Source organism: Allobosea sp. (assembly GCF_035944895.1).
Classification (GTDB): domain Bacteria; phylum Pseudomonadota; class Alphaproteobacteria; order Rhizobiales; family Beijerinckiaceae; genus Allobosea.
In genome coordinates this window covers 800,551-818,336 of record NZ_DASZAT010000008.1, presented here as the reverse complement: position 1 = coordinate 818,336, position 17,786 = coordinate 800,551, and the positions used below count along the sequence as shown (strand labels likewise).

General features: G+C 66.6%; 16 protein-coding genes. 12 read left to right on the top strand and 4 right to left on the bottom strand.

The genetic code is table 11. From position 1 onward, the window contains the following. Window positions 1-2 precede the first annotated feature (2 nt). Window positions 3-920 (bottom strand): LysR family transcriptional regulator, encoded by a 918-nt coding sequence (locus tag VGV58_RS15435; RefSeq protein WP_326874887.1) that lies wholly within the window; start codon window positions 918-920, stop codon window positions 3-5. Window positions 921-999: 79 nt separating this feature from the next. Between VGV58_RS15435 and mdlC the strand changes: the two genes are divergently transcribed. The 12 genes from mdlC (at window position 1,000) to VGV58_RS15375 (ending at window position 14,773) form a co-directional block, all read left to right on the top strand. Further along, complete coding sequence (gene mdlC / locus VGV58_RS15430) at window positions 1,000-2,613, top strand: benzoylformate decarboxylase (protein ID WP_326874886.1); 1,614 nt, start codon at window positions 1,000-1,002, stop codon at window positions 2,611-2,613. A 16-nt stretch (window positions 2,614-2,629) separates the two neighbouring features. After that, a complete protein-coding gene (locus tag VGV58_RS15425) occupies window positions 2,630-4,090 on the top strand; it encodes an aldehyde dehydrogenase (protein ID WP_326874885.1) in 1,461 nt (486 codons plus the stop codon). Between the two features lie 8 nt (window positions 4,091-4,098). Continuing rightward, window positions 4,099-5,022, top strand: coding sequence for a ketopantoate reductase family protein (locus VGV58_RS15420; RefSeq protein ID WP_326874884.1), 924 nt, complete (start codon window positions 4,099-4,101; stop codon window positions 5,020-5,022). Between the two features lie 252 nt (window positions 5,023-5,274). Next, entirely contained in the window at window positions 5,275-5,823 is a 549-nt protein-coding gene (locus VGV58_RS15415) for a TRAP transporter small permease (protein WP_326874883.1), read from the top strand. Beyond that, window positions 5,820-7,154 (top strand): TRAP transporter large permease, encoded by a 1,335-nt coding sequence (locus tag VGV58_RS15410; protein WP_326874882.1) that lies wholly within the window; start codon window positions 5,820-5,822, stop codon window positions 7,152-7,154. The genes VGV58_RS15415 and VGV58_RS15410 overlap by 4 nt, the downstream gene beginning before the upstream one ends. A gap of 59 nt (window positions 7,155-7,213) precedes the next feature. Next, window positions 7,214-8,275: a TRAP transporter substrate-binding protein gene (locus tag VGV58_RS15405; RefSeq protein ID WP_326874881.1), complete on the top strand. Its 1,062-nt coding sequence runs from the start codon at window positions 7,214-7,216 to the stop codon at window positions 8,273-8,275. 477 nt (window positions 8,276-8,752) lie between these two features. Next, window positions 8,753-9,595 carry a MurR/RpiR family transcriptional regulator gene (locus tag VGV58_RS15400; protein ID WP_326874880.1) on the top strand — a complete coding sequence of 281 codons (843 nt, stop codon included), beginning with the start codon at window positions 8,753-8,755 and terminating at the stop codon, window positions 9,593-9,595. A 203-nt stretch (window positions 9,596-9,798) separates the two neighbouring features. Further along, a complete protein-coding gene (locus VGV58_RS15395) occupies window positions 9,799-10,794 on the top strand; it encodes a DUF6282 family protein (RefSeq protein ID WP_326874879.1) in 996 nt (331 codons plus the stop codon). 8 nt (window positions 10,795-10,802) lie between these two features. Beyond that, the gene (locus VGV58_RS15390; protein ID WP_326874878.1) at window positions 10,803-11,732 is read left to right on the top strand and encodes an ABC transporter permease; all 930 of its coding nucleotides are present in this window, start codon (window positions 10,803-10,805) and stop codon (window positions 11,730-11,732) included. Next, window positions 11,729-12,535 (top strand): ABC transporter permease, encoded by an 807-nt coding sequence (locus VGV58_RS15385; RefSeq protein ID WP_326874877.1) that lies wholly within the window; start codon window positions 11,729-11,731, stop codon window positions 12,533-12,535. Before VGV58_RS15390 ends, VGV58_RS15385 begins: the two co-directional genes overlap by 4 nt. Before the next feature lie 37 nt (window positions 12,536-12,572). Beyond that, window positions 12,573-13,673: an extracellular solute-binding protein gene (locus VGV58_RS15380; RefSeq protein WP_326874876.1), complete on the top strand. Its 1,101-nt coding sequence runs from the start codon at window positions 12,573-12,575 to the stop codon at window positions 13,671-13,673. Continuing rightward, window positions 13,670-14,773, top strand: a complete 1,104-nt coding sequence (locus tag VGV58_RS15375; RefSeq protein ID WP_326874875.1) for an ABC transporter ATP-binding protein — start codon at window positions 13,670-13,672, stop codon at window positions 14,771-14,773. The genes VGV58_RS15380 and VGV58_RS15375 overlap by 4 nt, the downstream gene beginning before the upstream one ends. Before the next feature lie 326 nt (window positions 14,774-15,099). Here VGV58_RS15375 and VGV58_RS15370 read toward each other — a convergent pair whose 3' ends face one another. Genes VGV58_RS15370 through VGV58_RS15360 form a run of 3 tightly spaced genes read right to left on the bottom strand, consistent with a single transcriptional unit; the run spans window position 15,100 to window position 17,778 of the window. After that, entirely contained in the window at window positions 15,100-15,831 is a 732-nt protein-coding gene (locus VGV58_RS15370; RefSeq protein WP_326874874.1) for an aspartate/glutamate racemase family protein, read from the bottom strand. Next, on the bottom strand, window positions 15,828-16,976 hold the full coding sequence (locus VGV58_RS15365; protein WP_326874873.1) for a saccharopine dehydrogenase family protein: 1,149 nt from the start codon (window positions 16,974-16,976) through the stop codon (window positions 15,828-15,830). The genes VGV58_RS15370 and VGV58_RS15365 overlap by 4 nt, the downstream gene beginning before the upstream one ends. Then, window positions 16,969-17,778 (bottom strand): amino acid ABC transporter ATP-binding protein, encoded by an 810-nt coding sequence (locus VGV58_RS15360; protein WP_326874872.1) that lies wholly within the window; start codon window positions 17,776-17,778, stop codon window positions 16,969-16,971. Before VGV58_RS15360 ends, VGV58_RS15365 begins: the two co-directional genes overlap by 8 nt. Window positions 17,779-17,786 lie beyond the last annotated feature (8 nt).

The following is a 17,786-nucleotide window of genomic DNA, read 5'->3' as shown; positions in this document are numbered from 1 at the left end:
ACCTAATCGGACCGCTCGCCGGTCCGGAACAGGTCCAGGATGACCTCCCGCGCCCAGCGCAGCATCGCGTTCTGGGCATGACGCCGGCTCCAGTGCAGCGCGACGCTGAAATCGCGCTGCGGCAGGGCCGGCTCGAGCAGCGCGAAGGCGCCGAGCGGCTCGAGGTGCAGGCCGATCTGGCGCGGCATCAGCACGGCGAGGTCGGTGGCGCGGATGATCGGCGGCAGCGCCATGAAGCTGGAGACGACCAGGCGGATGCGCGGGTCGAGATGCAGCATCTCCAGCATACGCTGCGTCTGGGCGTGCGAGCGCACGGCGACGAAGTCGAGCTTCGCGATGGCTTCGGCGCTCAAGGCGCCATCGACGACTTGCCGTGTCACCGGATGGTCGGCGCGGACGAAGACCTGGTAGCGGTCGCTCAGCATCTCCGCATGCGCAGTGCCGCCCACGGTCGGCAGGAAGCCCAGCGCGAAGTGAAGCTGGCCATTGTCCAGCGCCTCGGAAATCGCCTCATGCGGCCAGGCACGCGCGGTGATGCGCAGGTTCGGCGCGATCTCGCGGAAGGTCGTCATCAGCGGCGGCAGGAAGCGGCCTTCGCCGATGTCGCTGAGATGCAGGCGCAGTTTGGCATCGGTTGTCGCGGGGTCGAAGCTCTCGCCCTCGGTGAGGCCGGCTTCCAGCAGCGCGAGGCCCGCCTGGACGGAGTGCGCGAGGCGTTCGGAGCGGGCGGTCGGCCTGACGCCGCCGGCGACGCGCTCGAACAGCGGGTCGCGCAGCAGGAGACGCAGCCGCGTCAGGGCCTGGCTCGTCGCCGGTTGCGAGAGCCCGAGCTCCTCGGCGGCGCGGCTGACATTGCGGGTGCGGTAGACCGCGTCGAACAGCCTCAGCAGGTTCAGGTCGATCGTATCGATATTCGCCATGCGAATAATACTTAGTCGCTTCATCTAATTGAGCAATGGCGGGCATGCCGCCACAGTGCCTGCGATCCGAGGGACGCGCATGCCAGCCGACAGCACATCATCCTCCGCCCGCCCGAGCGTCCGCGAAGCCGTGCTCGACCTGCTGCGCCAGCTCAAGATCGACACGGTCTTCGGCAATCCCGGCTCGACCGAATTGCCGATGTTCCGCGAGTACCCCGAGGACTTCCGCTATGTGCTCGGCCTGCAGGAAGCGGTCGTGGTCGGGATGGCCGACGGCTATGCCCAGGCGACGCGCAATGCGGCGCTGGTCAATCTGCATTCGGCCGCCGGCGTCGGCCATGCCATGGGCAACATCTTCACGGCGTTCAAGAACCAGACGCCGCTGTTGATCACCGCCGGCCAGCAGGCGCGCTCGATCCTGCCCTTCGACCCTTTCCTTGCCTCGGTGCAGGCGACCGAATTGCCCAAGCCTTACGTCAAATGGGCGATCGAGCCGGCGCGCGGCGCCGACCTGCCGCTTGCCCTGGCGCGCGCCTATCACATCGCCATGCAGCCGCCGCGCGGCCCGGTCTTCATCTCGATCCCGGCTGATGACTGGGACCAGCCGGGCGAGTTCGTCGTGCCGCGCCGGGTCAGCCAGGCGCTGGCGCCGGCGCCCGACGCGATCGCGGCGATCGCCGAACGCCTCAACGCCAGCAAGCGGCCGGCCTTCGTCGTCGGCGCCGGCGTCGCGCGCGACCTGGCCGTCGACGATGTCGTCGCGCTCGCTGAGCGCCATCAGGCCTCGGTCTATGTCCCGCCGATGTGCGCGCGCTGCGGCTTCCCCGAGCGCCATCCCCAGTTCTGCGGCTTCCTGCCGGCAATGCGCGAGAAGATCGTCGAGCGCCTCGCCCCGCACGACTTCATCCTCGTGCTCGGCGCGCCTGCCTTCACCTATCATGTCGAGGGCAACGGGCCGCATGTCCCCCCAGGAGCACAGCTCGCACAAATCGTCGACGATCCGCAGCAGGCGGCCTGGGCGCCGGTCGGCGACAGCGTCGTCGCCAGCCTCGATCTGGGCGTACGGGCACTGCTCGCCGCGAGTGCACCCGGCGCCGGGCGCGAGGCGGCGCTGTCCCGCCCCGTCCCGCCGGTCCCCTCCCCCGGCGTGCCGATGTCGGCGGCCTATGCGCTCTCGGTGATCGACCGGGAGCGCCATGCCGACGACGTCGTCGTCGAGGAGGCGCCGAGCACCCGCTCGACCATCCAGACCTATCTGCCGATGAGTGGCGCCGACAGCTTCTACACCATGGCGAGCGGCGGGCTCGGCCACAGCATGCCGGCGGCGGTCGGCATCGCCCTGGCACGCCAGCGGATGAAGCTGCCGGGGCGGGTGATCGCGCTGATCGGTGATGGTTCCAGCCTCTATTCGATCCAGGCGCTCTACAGCGCCGCGCAGCTCAACCTGCCGATGACCTTCCTGATCCTCAACAATCGCCGCTATGCGGCGCTGCAGGATTTCGCACCGGTCTTCGGCTACGCGCCGAACGACAAGCCCGCCGGAACCGAACTGCCGGGCATCCATTTCACGCAATTGGCGGGTGGACAGGGCGTGCCGGGCGAGCGTGTCGAGCGCCCCGAAGACCTCGCCCCGCGCCTGCGCGCCGCCTTCGCTGCGTCCGGCCCGAACCTGATCGACATCGTGATCGCCTGATTTGCGAGGCCCAGAGATGACCAGCACCGACACCATCAATCTCCTGATCGGCGGCAAGGCGGTCGCAGCCACGGGCGGGCGCGTCTTCGAGCGCCGCAACCCGCTCGACGGCTCCGTCGCGAGCCGCGCCGCTGCGGCGGCGCCGGACGATGCGCGCGCAGCGGTCGAGGCCGCCGCTCGCGCCTTCCCGGCCTGGTCGCAGACGCCGCCGGCCAAGCGTCGCGAATTGCTGGTCAAGGGCGCGCATGCGCTCGAAGCCCGTGCCGCCGATTTCACCGCCGCGATGTCGGCCGAGACCGGGGCTTCGGCCATTTGGGCCGGCTTCAACGTCCATCTTGCCGCCGACATGCTGATCGAGGCCGCCGCGCTGACGACGCAGATCAGCGGCGAGGTCATCCCCTCGAATGTGCCCGGCAGCCTCGCCATGGCGGTGCGCCAGCCGGCCGGCGTCGTGCTCGGCATGGCGCCCTGGAATGCGCCGGTCATCCTCGCCACCCGCGCCGTCGCGGTGCCGCTCGCCTGTGGCAATACCGTCGTGCTGAAGGGCTCGGAGCTCTGCCCGCGCACGCATGGGCTGATCATCGCGGCGCTGCAGGAGGCGGGACTGCCGGAGGGCGTCGTCAACTTCGTCACCAATGCGCCTGAGGACGCTGCCGAGGTCGTCGCGGCGATGGTGGGCCATCCCGCGGTCCGGCGGGTCAACTTCACCGGCTCGACCCATGTCGGCCGGATCATCGCAAAACTCTGCGCCGAGCATCTGAAGCCGGTGGTGCTGGAGCTCGGCGGCAAGGCGCCGGCGCTCGTCCTCGACGATGCCGATCTCGATACGGCGGTCGCCGGCATCGCCTTCGGCGCCTTTGCCAATTCCGGCCAGATCTGCATGTCGACCGAGCGCATCGTCGTCGACGGCAAGATCGCCGACGATTTCGTCGCCAGGCTCTCTGCCAAAGCGCAGAAGCTCCCGCTCGGCGATCCCCGCAAGGGGCCGGTGGTGCTCGGCTCGGTCGTCGACATGAAAGCGGTCGAGCGCTGCAATGCCCTGATCGACGACGCGCTCGCCAAGGGCGCGACGCTGGTCTGCGGCGGCAAGGCGGAGACGACCTTGTTCCCGGCGACGCTGCTTGACCATGTCACCCCTGCGATGCGGATCTATGGCGAGGAGAGCTTCGGCCCGGTCAAGGCGATCGTCCGCGTCGACGGCGAGGAGGCCGCGATCGCCTGCGCCAACGACAATCCTTATGGGCTCTCGGCCGCCGTCTTCACCGGCGACACCGCGCGCGGCTGGCGCGTCGCAGCCCGCATCGAATCCGGCATCTGCCATGTCAACGGCCCGACCGTGCATGACGAGGCGCAGATGCCGTTCGGCGGCGTCAAGAACAGCGGCTATGGCCGCTTCGGCGGACGCGCCGGCATCGAGGCCTTCACCGAACTGCGCTGGCTGACGCTGCAGACCACGCAGCGCCACTATCCGTTCTAGGCGCGATGATGAGCCCGATCCGGATCTCGATACTCGGCGCCGGCGCGATGGGCTCGCTGTTCGGCGGGCTCCTCGCCGAAGCGGGCCATGGCGTCGAGCTGCTCGACGTCAACCCGGCCCAGATCACGGCGGTACGCGAGCATGGCCTGCTGATCCGCAACGATGCCGGCGAGCGGCGGGTTGTCCTCCCGATCATGCGGCCGCAGCAGGCGACGACACAGCCCGACTGGCTGATCGTCTTCACCAAGGCGATGCACACGCAAGGCGCGCTCGCGGCTGCCAGGCATCTGATCGGCCCGCAGACCCGCCTGCTCAGCCTGCAGAACGGCCTCGGCAATGCCGAGAAGCTGGCTGATTTCGCCGACGCCTCGCGCATCGCCATCGGCATGACGACGGTCCCGGCCGACCTCGTAGCTCCCGGAGAAGTGCAGTCGCATGGTGAGAGCAAGACCCGCGTGGTCATGCTCGATGGCAGCCGGGATGCCGCGCTCGCAGCACTGGCGGCGGCGCTGGACGCGGCCGGCCTGCCCTGCGCTGTTGATCCCGATGCGGTCGTCGCGATCTGGGAGAAGGTCGCCTTCAATGTCGCGCTGAACAGCCTGTGCGCGGTGACGCAGCGCACGGTCGGGGGCCTCGGGAGTACGGCCGAAGGGCGCCGGCTCGCCCACGCCGTCGCGAACGAGGTCCTCGAAGTGGCGCAGGCGGAAGGGCTCGCAGTTTTAGCCCAGCGCACCCATGCAACGATCGATCATGCGCTTGACCATCATGGCGGGCACAAGCCCTCAATGCTGCAGGACCTGCTGGCGAAGCGCCCGACCGAGATCGAGACGCTGAACGGCGCGGTCGTTCGCTCCGCCGAGAAGCACGTCATCGCGGCGCCGCGGACCGAAGCGCTCTACGCCCTCGTGAAAATGGCGGAACAGAGCACGTGAGCACCAGTCGGATCATCCGCGAGAGAGGCGCCCAGGCGCTACGTCCGCCGCTCGATTTTCCTGTTGCACATTATTTAACATGTGAAATAATTTTCGGAACGCCGGGCGAAGAGGGATCGCGCGGCTGACGCGTGCGCAAGGGAACAGGGTCCAGCCTTGTCCCAGCGAACCAGGACAAGGGCGGAGCGAGCCGCCCGGCGACCGGACGCGCGGAACCAAGCGCGCCGAAGGCGGACAAGGGGAGGAAGGCCGATGCAGGAACCCGTGCCAGGCGCGCCGGCGAACGATCCGATCGTTTTCGGGCCGTCAGGGCGTGTGCTGCTGGCGGTCGCGAAGGTCCTGGCAATCACCGGCGGGCTGCTGTTCGTCGGCCTCGTCGTGATGTCGATCGTCTCGATCGTCGGCCGCAAGCTGCTGTCCGCTCCCGTACCCGGCGATGTCGAGCTCTTGCAGATGATCGCAGCCGCAGCCTCCGCCGCCTTCTTCGCCTATTGCCATCTCAACCATGGCGACGTGAAGGTCGATTTCTTCACCGCCGCCGCCCCGCCCTGGGTCAACCATGCGCTCGACGCCTTCGGCTCGCTGCTGGTCGGGCTGGTCGGGGCGGTCCTGACCTGGCGCGTCTATGTCGGCGCGATCGGCGTCCGCGAGGACGGTGAAACCTCGGCGATCCTCGATATTCCGATCTGGTGGGCGCAGATCGCCATGGTTCCGGGCTTTGCGATGCTGGCGCTGGCCGGCTTCTACATGGCGACGCGCCATGCCCAGGAAGCGGCGCGTCGCGAGGAGATCCGTCTATGAGCGGGATCTCGATCGGCTTCACCATCTTCGCCGGCCTGCTCGCGCTGATGGCTTTTCGCGTGCCGATCGGCATTGCGATGTTCGTCGCGGGCTCCAGCGGCTATGTCTACCTGATGGGTGGCAACCTCGCGCCCTGGCTCAACATCCTGAAATCCATCCCCTACGCTCGTCTGTCGAATTACGACCTGACGGTCATCCCGCTCTTCCTGCTGATGGGCCAGTTCGCCACCCATGGCGGCCTGTCGGCAAGCTTGTTCCGCTGCGTCAGCGCCTTCATTGGCCATCGCCGCGGCGGCGTCGCCATGGCGGCGATCGGCGCCTGCGCCGGCTTCGGCGCGATCTGCGGTTCCTCGCTTGCGACCGCCGCGACCATGGGCCAGGTCGCGCTGCCGGAGCTGCGCCGCTACCGCTATTCCGGCAGCCTCGCCACCGGCGCGCTCGCGGCCGGCGGCACGCTCGGCATCATGATCCCGCCCTCGGTGCCATTGGTGATCTACGCGATCCTGACCCAGGAATCGATCGGCAAGCTGTTCATGGCCGCCGTCCTGCCCGGCCTGATCGCGATGTTCGGCTACATGTTCGTGGTGCAGCTCATCGTCAGGCGCAATCCGGAAGCCGGTCCGGCCGGCCCGCGCGTGCCCTGGCCGGAGCGGCTCAAGGTCCTCGCCGGCGTGTTTCCGGTGATCCTCGTCTTCGTGCTCGTCATCGTCGGCATCTATGGCGGCTGGGCGACGCCGACCGAAGCGGCGGCGATCGGCGCGGCGGCTTGCGGCGCGATCGCGGTAATCAGCGGCGGCATGCGCTGGCGTGGGCTGATCGACAGCGCGCTCGGCACGGCGCAGGCGACGGCGATGATCCTGCTCGTCCTGCTCGGCGCCGACATGTTGAACACGGCGCTTGCCCTGTCGCAGATGCCGGCCGAGCTCGCGGCCTGGGTCAAGGACAGCGGCCTCGCTCCGCTCTTCGTGCTGGCGATGATCCTCCTGATCTACATCCTGCTCGGCTGCGTCATGGACTCGCTGGCGATGATCCTGCTGACGATCCCGATCTTCTATCCGATGATCATCGGGCTCGACTTCTACGGCATGTCGGTCGAGGACAAGTCGATCTGGTTCGGCATCCTGGCGCTGATGGTGGTCGAGATCGGCCTGGTGCATCCGCCGGTCGGGATGAACGTCTACATCATCAATCGCCTCGCCAAGGACGTGCCGCTGGTCGAGACCTTCAAGGGCGTGATGCCCTTCCTGGCCTCCGACCTCGCCCGCATCATCCTTCTCGTCGCCTTCCCCTCGATCTCGCTCGTCCTGGTCAAGACCTTCGGCGCGCTGTGAGGCCATTCACCCAAGCAAGAAGCAAACACACAGGCAGAAAACGCACAGGGAGGTGCAATATGAGCAAGCAGCAGACATCCATCCTCAACCGGCTCTGCGCCGGTCTCGTCCTCGGCGGGTTGGCGAGCCTGGCGGGTATCTCGCAGGCGGCCGCGCAGCAGGTGATCCTGCGCGTCCACCATTTCCTGCCCTCGACCTCGAGCGCGCAGGTCAAGCTGATCCAGCCCTGGTGCGACAAGGTCAACAAGGAATCCGGCGACAAGCTGAAATGCCAGATCTATCCGGCGATGCAGCTCGGCGGCACGCCGGCTCAGCTCTTCGACCAGGTGCGCGACGGCGTCGTCGACGTGATCTGGACCGTGCCGACCTATGCCGCCGGCCGCTTCGCCAAGTCCGAGGTCTTCGAACTGCCCTGGATGGTGGTGACGGCCAAGGCCGGCAGCCGCGCCTTCTGGGACTATGCCCAGAAGAACGCGCAGGACGAGTTCAAGGGTGTGAAGCCCCTGTTCATGCATGTGCATGACGGCGCGCTCTTCCACTTCACCAGCAAGCAGCCGAAGACGCTGGCCGACATGAAGGGCCTGAAGATCCGGGCCGCGACGCGCGCCAACTCGAAGATGCTCGCGGCGCTCGGTGCGACCCCGGTGCAGATGCCGCTGCCGGCCGTGCCGGAATCGCTGGCCAAGGGTGTCGTCGACGGCGCGGCGGTGCCGTGGGAGGGATCGCCGGCGATCAAGCTCGCCGAGATCGCCAAATACCATCTCAACGTCCCCGCGGGGGCGCCGCGCATCTCGAACACGATCTTCCTGTTCGGCATGAACCAGGCGAAATACGACAGCCTGCCGGCCGATCTGAAGAAGGTGATCGACGCCAATAGCGGGCCGGAGACCTCGGCCTGGGCCGGCGAGACCGGTTTCGACGCGGTGGTCGAGCCCTTCAAGAAGCAGGCGGCCGATCTCGGAGGCGTCTTCTACGACCTGCCGCAGGACGAGTACAAGCGCTGGGTCGACGCCACCGCCTCGGTCGAGGAGGAGTGGGTCAAGGAGGTCGGCGCCAAGGGTGCGGACGGCAAGAAGCTGCTCGCCGAGGCCCGCGCGCTGATCCAGCAATACGGCAAGTGAGCGGAGGCCGGAGGCGCCCCCGATAGTGCCAGTTATCGAAGGCGGGTTCATCCCGCCTTCCCTCCGTTTTCAGGGAGTGCCGCAGAATCGCGCTCACGGGTCTGGCCGGCTTGGCCGCGATACGGTCTCACTCCATGCCGCAGGGCGACCTTCGAGAAGAGGTGCAGCGGAAGAGGATTCCGGCAGCCGAGGATGGCGGGGGCATGTTTCAATAAAGCCTCGAACGCAGCAGTTCGACAGCAGCTGGGCGCCGTCGCGTCGCGTCAGTCGTAGAGCGTTGTTGCGGTCACGCTCAAAATGCGGGTTTCGGTGGAAACATCGTTGGCCGAACCAAGTCAGTTGGCTCGGATGTGCCAACTGCAGACATTGCGAGGCGCCCGGAAGCGGACATAGCAGCGTCCATCGCAATGGGCTGACATCGGCGTGTCTCCTGCTATCTAGTTGGATCGATGTCCTGTCCAATCCACATGGATCAGCATGAGCCCGCGTGAAGCGTCCTTCCTTGCGCGGGTTCAGGAAGCGCTGCCAAAACTCCATCCGGCCGAACGCAAGCTCGGGCTGATGCTCTGCGATTTTCCAGGCGATCTGGCGAGCTATTCGACCGTCGAACTGGCTCGGCTGGCGAACGTCTCCACACCGACCGTCTCGCGCTTCATCAGGCGGCTCGGTTACGCTTCTTATGAGGAAGCCCGTGTCCAGGCTCGGCTCGAGCGCGAGAGCGGCTCGCGGCTTTATCTGGGCAGCCGCACCAGGAAGGGCGATAGCCCATCGCTGGCGGATCGTTTCGATCATTACCGCGCCAATCTCGACGGCACGGCGCAATGGCTCGACCCGGCCATGCTCGATTCGGTGACAAGCGCGTTGCTGGCGGCTCGGCGCGTCTGGACGATCGGGCTTCGGGCGGGGCAGGGTTTTGCCGTCTACATGCACTGGCAGCTGCTGCAGGTGGTCGAGCAGGTCGCGCTGCTGCCGGCCGCCGGCCAGACGCTCGGTGAACATGTCGTCGGCTTCAAGCCGGACGATGTCGCCATCGTCTTCGGGCTGCGCCGCCGTGTCGTCGCGATGGACGCCATCCTCTCCGCCATCCGCAATCGCGGCTGCCGCATCCTCTACATCACCGATGAGGGCGTCGCGTTCCATGAGGATGCGACCTGGCATATCCGCTGCTCCACCACCTCGCCCGGGCCGCTGTTCAGCCATGTCGGCGTCCTTGCCGCCTGCCATGCCATCGCCGAAGGCGTGATCGAGAAGGCGGGGCCGGAAGCAGCCGCGCGGCTGAGAGCTTTCGAAGCAATTAACGAGGCGCTCGACGACGCCTAGGTCTGGCGCGATTTCGGGCATTCAGAGCCGCCAATCTGATCGATTTTTGAGCTTTCAAGCTGTTTGCGCGCAAATTGTTTGCAGCGCCAGCGAACGCGCTTGCACGCCAAAAGAAACAATGTTTGCGTGGATTTCGTCGCAAGAAGAGATCGTTTCTTGAAATGAATTGCTATGAGCGGATGCCGGTGGCGGAGCGAGAGCCCGTGCGCCGCACCATCGAGCTGCCCGACGAACTTCTCGTCGGCACCATCGACACGCATATCCACAGCGGCCCCTGGCTGACCTCGTGCCCGGGCCGTGTCGACCCGTTCCAGATCGCGCAGCAGGCCAAGGCGGCTGGCATGGCCGGCGTCGTGTTCTACGATCACACCCTCGGCAACAGCTGCGGAACGGCCTGGCTGGCCGGCCGAGCGGTGCCGGACATCGACATCTTCGGCGGCATTATCCTGACCTCGGCGCAGGGCGGGATGAACCCGCGCGCGGTCAAGACGGCGCTCTATTACGGGGCCGGCGCCAGATTCGTGCATTTCGGCGCGCATTGCACCCATCACATGGCGAGCCGCGAAGGCGCGATGGTCGATGGCCGGCCGGTGCCCTTCAAGGATCTCTATCCCCGCTTCGCCGAGGAGGAGCTGTCGCGCGCCATTCGCATTCCGCTGGTCGATCCCGTCCCGGCGGAACTCGAGGAAATCCTCACGCTCATCGCAGAGCATCCCGACATCTACATGAACACTGGCCATGTCTCGCCCGAGGAGGTGATGCGGCTCGCCGACCTCGCCGAGCGCTTCGGCATCCGCCGCATGGTCGTCGCTCATCCGGCGCGGGCGCTGCTCGGTCTCGACCAGCAGAAGAACCTTGCCGCGCGCGGCGTCTTCCTCGAAGGCTGCTGCTCGGACTGGATGTTCCATCGCGGCCTGCCACGGACCAACTACTATATCGAGCGCGAATATGCCGACGAGATCGCCGGCATCGCCAATGCGCCGCAATTTTCCGGCGTCGTGCCCTGGGCCCGCCAGTTGCGCCAGATCGGCCTCGACCAGATCGTGCTGGGCACCGATTACGGCATCGGCTCAGGCCCGACGCCGGTCGAGGGCATGCGCCTCCTGATCAGCACCTTGCTCGATCTCAACTTCGGCATCGACGAGATCGCGCTTCTTACCAAGCGCAACCCCGCCCGCCTGCTCGGCCTCGCCGAATGAGTGCGGCGGTGCAGGATCGGGCTGCTGCGCCGGCGCAGGCTCTGCTAGTCGCAAACGGTCCGCACCGGCGCTTTGTGCTGTCGAGCGGCGCGATCCTTGTCGCGCCCGCCGTCATCTTCCTGCTCGCCTGCTTCGTCGTGCCGATCGCCCAGATGGTCGGCTACAGCGTAACTGCGCATATGGATCAGGGCGTCGCGGTTCCGGGCCTCACCACTGAGAACTACGCCAGGCTGTTCCGCTCGAACCTGTACTGGATCGTGCTGGTCCGGACCTTGCGCATCGCCGTGATCACCAGCCTGATCTGCATTCCGATCGCCTATCCACTAGCCTACGTCATGGCGCGCGGCTCGGCGTTCTGGTCGCGGCTGGTGATGTTCACCGTCATCTCGCCGCTGCTCGTCCTCGTCGTCGTGCGCGCCTATGGCTGGAAGCTTATCCTCGCCAAGCAGGGCTTCCTGAATTGGCTGTTGCAGAACCTCGGCATCGCCCAGTCGCCGCCGGCACTGCTCTACACCGAATGGGCGGTGATCATCGCGTCAGCCCATGTCTTCCTGCCCTTCCTAGTGCTGCCGATCGCCGGAGCCATCGGCAAGATCGATCTCGGGGTAGAGGATGCGGCACGCACGCTCGGCGCCGATTGGCGGGCGGTGTTCTGGCGCGTCACCGTGCCGCTCAGCCTCCCGGGCCTAGCCGTCGGCGTCACGCTCGTCTTCTCGCTGACAGCTGCGTCCTATGTCACGCCGCAGATCCTCGGCGGCAATTTCGCCTCGATGCTGGGTACGCTGGTGCAGCAGCAGGTGCTCTCGGTGAACGACTGGCCCTTCGGCGCCGCGCTGGCGACGGTGCTGCTGATCGTGACGCTCCTCGTCAATCTCGTGCTGCTGCGCCTGTTCGAGCACCGCTTCGCACGCTGGGCCGGCGCCGGAGCAGCCCGATGAACCCGGAGAACCCGCGTATCCCGATCGCGCTGGCGCTCTGCTGCGCCCTGCTCTCGGCCGCCATCCTGGCACCGATGCTGATCCCGATCGCGGTTTCGATCTCGGACAGCATGTTCGTCTCGTTCCCGCCGCGCGGCTTCACGCTGAATTGGTACGCGCAGGTTCTGGCCGATGCGGAATTCCAGACGACCTTCCTGTTCAGCTTCAAGCTAGCCGTGCTGGTGACCGCGCTCACCGTGCTCCTTGGCGTTCCCTGCGCGATTGGGCTGACGCGCTTCCGCTTTCCGGGCCGCAGCCTCGTCTTTGCGTTGATCCTGTCGCCGATCGTCTTTCCGGTTCTGGTGACGGGCGTCGCGCTGCTGCAGTTCGCCTCGCGGCTCGGCTCGAACGACTCATTCCTGCAGATTCTCGCAGGCCATACGGTGATCTGCCTGCCCTATCTCGTGCGCACCGTCTCGGGCGCGCTGTTGCTGGTCGTTCCCTCGACGGAGGACGCCGCACGCACGCTGGGCGCCGGACAGTTCACCACCTTTCGCAGAGTCACCTTGCCGCAAATCCGCGGCGGCATCTTGGCCGGCTGCGTCTTCGCCTTCATCACCTCGTTCGACGACTACGCCATGGCGATGTGGCTAGCGGATGCGCGCAATTTCACGCTGCCGCTGCAGATCCACGTCTTCATCGAGCGCTCCTTCGACCCGAGCGTCGCCGCGATTTCGGCGCTGATGGTCGCCTTCTCACTCGCTTTGCTGCTCGTCGTCGAACGCGCCCTCGGCCTGAAGATGCAGCGCATCGTCGCTGGTTGAACCTCATGCCTAAGACACGCGAACAAGGGGACAAATCATGACCGAAGTTTCAGCCGCATCCCTGTCGACCCGCTTCGCTCCGACGCGCCGCCGCTTCATCGCCGCCACGGCGACGGCCATCGCCGCGCCGATACTGATGACCCGCAACTCCTGGGCGCAGGGCAAGGAGATCGTCATCGGCATCTGGGGCGGCGCCCAGGGCGAATTCATCCGCAAGCAGGTGATCCCGGCCTTCGAGAAGGATTTCGGCTGCAAGGTTCTGGCCGAAGAGGGCTTCACCCTGCCCAACATCTCCAAGATGCGGGCGACGAAATCGAACCCGAAATATACCGTGATGTTCGTCGACGACCTCGCCGTGCCGATCTGCAAGGGCGAGGATCTGATCGCGCCGCTGCCGGTCGAGAAGATGCCGAACATGGCCAACCTGTTCCCGCGCTTCAACTACGAGAACGGCTACAGCACCGGCCTCGGCATCTCGATCGGCACCATGTATCGCAACACCTCTGGGAAGGCGCCGACCAGCTTCGCCGAACTCTGGGATCCGCGCTACAAGAACGGCATCAAGCTCAACAGCTGGCAGAACACCTCGGGGCTGTTCTTCCTGATCGCCACTGCGGCGATCGTGACGGGCAAGCCCTTCGCGGAAGCACAGTACGAGGTCGACAAGATCTGGCCCAAACTCGCCGAGCTCAAGCCCAATATCCAAAACGTCTACACCTCCGGCGTCGAGGCGGCCAACGAGATCGCCCAGGGCCAGGCCATACTCGGCGGCATCGACTACTCCAAGTTCATCTACCCCTACACCGCCAAGGGCGCGCCGATCGACATGGTCTTCCTCAAAGAGGGCTGCTTCGCAGGCGTGAACTGCCAGGTGTTGGTCAAGGGCGGGCCGAACCAGGATCTGGGTGCCGCCTTCATGAACCGGATGCTCTCAAAGCAGGTGCAGAAGGAGCTCGCCGAATTCGCGCTGGTGTCGCCGCCGGTCTCCGGCGTCGAGCTCTCGGCTCAGGCGCAGAAATACGTCGCCTATCCGGACAAGCGTATGGACGAGCTTAGCCTGTTCATGCCGGACTGGACCCATATCAACAAGCAGCGCGCGGCCTGGACCGAGAGCGCCAACCGCATCTTCTCCGCATGAACATGATGGTTCCCGGCAGCCAGCGCATGGCTGCCGTCGCGCTTGGCCTCTCGGGCCTGAGCAAGACCTACGGCGCGGCGGCGGTGGTCGACGGCGTCGATCTCGATGTGGAACCTGGACAGCTGATCTCGCTGCTCGGGCCCTCGGGCTGCGGCAAGACGACGACGCTGCGCATGATCGCCGGCCTGATCACACCGAGCACCGGCAGGATTCGGTTCGGCGAGCGGGACGTCACCGGCGTCCCGGTCCATCACCGCAATGTTGGCGTTCTGTTTCAGAACTATGCGCTCTTCCCGCACATGACCGTGGCGGGCAACGTCGCCTTCGGGCTCGAAATGCGCAGCAAGGACCGGCGCCGCAACCGCGCGCTGGTCGATGAGGCGCTGGCCATGGTGCAGCTCTCGCGCTTCGCCGAGCGCTATCCGCACGAATTGTCAGGCGGCCAGCAGCAGCGCGTCGCGCTGGCACGGGCGCTGGCGATCGAGCCGCAGATTCTGCTGCTCGACGAGCCCTTCGCGGCGCTCGACCGCAAGCTGCGCGAAGAGATGCAGATCCAGATCAAGGATCTGCAGCGGCGGATCGGCATCACCACGTTGATGGTGACGCATGATCAGGAAGAGGCCCTGACCATGTCCGACCGGATCGCCGTGATGAACAACGGCCGCATCGAGCAATATGCGCCACCTGGCGAGATCTACGATCGGCCGGCGACGCGCTTCGTCGCGCAGTTCATCGGCGTGTCGAACCTGTTCGAAGGCAAGGTCACGCAGTCAGGTCCGCACGGGCCGCTGGCGACGACGCAGAGCGGCATCCTGATGACCGCGCGTGCGGCCGCAGACCGTGAGACCGTCGTTCTGTGCCTGCGCCCCGAAGCGATCCGCATCGCTCCCGCGACGGCGGGCGCCGAGCCGGGTGTCGATGCCGTGCTGGCGACGGTATCACGGATCGTTCACCGCGGCTCAATGACCGAGTACCATCTCCAGCCGGCGCATGGAGGTATGCTCATCGCCTGCCGGCCGAGCGGGGAATCGGATGGGCTGTCTGTCGGCCGGCCGGTTATCGCATCCTGGGCAAGCGATCGCCTTCACCTTGTAGGCTGATCGCCCCTGACCTACGCGTTTGCACGCGCCACCCTTATGCTGTCGGACCGCGCCAGGAGCGGACGTTGGCGCTTCGCCCGAAAGCGGTCCTTCTCCGTCGACGTCGGTAGCGCCCGCTCTCGCCCGCTACTGAAATAGGTCACGTATCGGCTTGCAGAATAGTCGGTTGGCGCAATGAACAGATCGGAGGGGAGATTTTCGCGAATCCGGGCGAGGCGGCCCGACCTTCCCCGAGGAATACGCCTAGTCCCTCCGTGCGACGAGCACCTCAATCGCACACGACCTTGTCTCTAGGGCGCAAGCTAGGCCGCGCTCTTCGCGAAATCTCATCGGAAATTCGGCGGGGATATCGCGTGCCCGAACCACTCGACGAAGCCGATGATGTCGAAGACCGGACGCCCCGTCGCCCTGGCGATGGCAGCCGAATGCGGCGGCAGATTGGTGCATTCGCACAGGATCGCCCCGACATTCGGATGCTTGTCGACCAGAGCGAGCGCCGCCTCGACGACCTCCTGCTCCAGCGTTGCGAAATCGGAGACGCCGCCCTTGGCGCCATAGACCTGGCGGAACAGGCTGTCCGGCGCCAGACCCTCGATCGGCGTATCCGTCCGCACGCCGACGGCAGCGAGATGACGGGCACTCAAGGCCTCGGGCGCGAAGGTCAGGATCCCGACCTGCTGCCCGGCCGGCAGCATCGCCTCGATCAGCGGCGCCTGCAGCAGGCTGCTGGTCGCGACCGGTACGGGGAGCGCCGCCGCGAGTTCCTTCTGCAACAGGGCGAGGAAGCCGCAACTCGTGGTGATGCCGCGCACCCCACAGGAGACGAGATCGAGCGCCGCATCGATGAAGGGCTGCAGGAAATCCCCCGGCCGGCCATGCACGATCGCGGCTGGGTCGGCGCCGCGCACGACGCGGAACTGCACCGGGGTGGACCAGCTCCTGGCATTGCCGATGTCGCCCGGAAGCCGACGGAAATGCGTGTCGAGCATCAGGATGCCGATGCCGAGATCCCCGACCGTCCCCGCCTGCGCGCGCGATCTGTCCGTGCCGTTGGTCATGCCGCGCTCCTCGGATTCGTCAACCCGCCCTCCTCCGCACCAGCCGCGAAGAACCAGGAGAGGAAGCGGTTGGCGCTCAGTGCAGAGAATGGAATCTCTTCCTGTGCGCAGAGACCTGGCGCGCCGATCACGCCGGTACGCAAGAGATCGAGCACCGCCGCGACATGGACGGCGGCGGTGCGGCGCATCGCGCTGACCGTGCTGCCGCCGATCTGCGCCGGGACGACCTCGCGGGTGAACTGCTCCTCGACGCTGCGCCCATCCTGCCGGGAGGTCGCGCTGATCGAGACCAGCAGGTGATCGTCGACGATCTCCGGCAGCGCGTTGAGGAAGAGGTTGCGCAGGAGGTCGATCCTGCCGCGCAATTTCAGGTCGTCGAGCAGGAAGCGCATATAGTCGAGATGGCCGGGATAGCGGATCGTGCGTGAGGTCAGCCGGGCGACCTCGCCTTCCAGGCGCGCGCACAGGCTCGCCGGAATATTGCCGGAAACGAAGTCCTCATAGTCGCGCCCGCCGAGGCGCAAGCGGCGGAGATCGCTGAGGGCCGGCAGGCTGGCACGCCTGCCGTCGACCAGCGCCGTCGAGGGCTGGATGTATTCGCGCAGCAGGGCATCGACATCCCAGGTCAGCCCGTAGCCGAGCCGATTGGCCGGCTCGCGCGGCAAGGTGCCGATGCGGACATCGACCTCGGCCGACCCCGAGGTCCGGGAGACCAGATCGAGCACCAGCTGCGAGACGAGCCCCGGCGCAATGCCGCATTGCGGGATGAAGCAGCCGGCGGCCATGCCGGCTTCATTGCGAACGGCATCGAGGCCGGCGGTATCGTCGCCGAGATCGAGATAATGAATGCCGCTGCGGCGCGCGGCGGCGGCGACCATCGGCGTCGCCGAGGCCGGCAGGGCCGCGACGACGGCCTGCGATTGCGCCAGGAGGCGGTCGAACAGAGCGCTATTGCCTGGATCGACCTCCGCCATCGGCAGACCGAGTTCCTCGCTCCTGCGGCGGGCCGGCTCGGTTGGGTCGACGAGGATGACCTCGAACTCCGGTGCCTCCTTCAGGAGCAGCGCCAACGCCGAGCCGACGCGGCCGGCGCCGACGATGACGACCTTGAACGGATGCTCGGCCTGTCGCACGGGCTCAGCCATGGAAGCGCGAGAGGAACGCCTTGAGGCGCTCATTGTCGGGGCGGCGCAGGATGGTCTCGGGCGAGCCCTGTGCCACGATACGGCCGTTCTCCATGAACACGACCCGGTCGGAGACATCGGCAGCGAAGGAGATCTCGTGGGTGACGATGACCATGGTCATGCCCTGGTTGGCGAGATCGCGGACCACGCCGAGCACTTCGCCGACGAGTTCGGGATCGAGCGCGCTGGTAACCTCGTCGAGCAGAAGGGCGTCCGGCTGCATGGCGAGCGCCCGGGCAATGGCGACGCGCTGCTTCTGACCTCCCGAGAGCTGGTCCGGCCGGGCGTCGCGCTTCTCAGCAAGGCCGACCTTGGCGATGTAGTCCATCGCGATCTCGACGGCCTCGGCGCGCGACTTCCGCTGCACGATCACCGGGCCCTCGATCACGTTCTCCAGCACGCTCATGTGCGGAAACAGGTTGAAGTGCTGGAAGACCATGCCGACATGGCGACGCAATTCGCCCTGCCCGAGCAGATCGCCGCTGCCGCGATATTTCTCGCCGACGCGGCGGTTGCGGAAGAGGATCTCGCCGGCATCCGGCTTCTCCAGCATGTTCATGCAGCGGATGAAGGTCGACTTGCCGGAGCCCGAAGGGCCGATGATCGAGACGACCTCGCCGGCCTTGAGGGCAAGATCGATGCCGTGGAGCACGGTCAGCGCGCCGAAGCATTTGGTGATGCCGCGGGCCTCGAGCACGATGTCGGAGGCGTTCTGGGGAGAAGCCGATGCCGGGGAAGCAGGTGCGGGTGAAACGGAGGTCATGGGCGCTC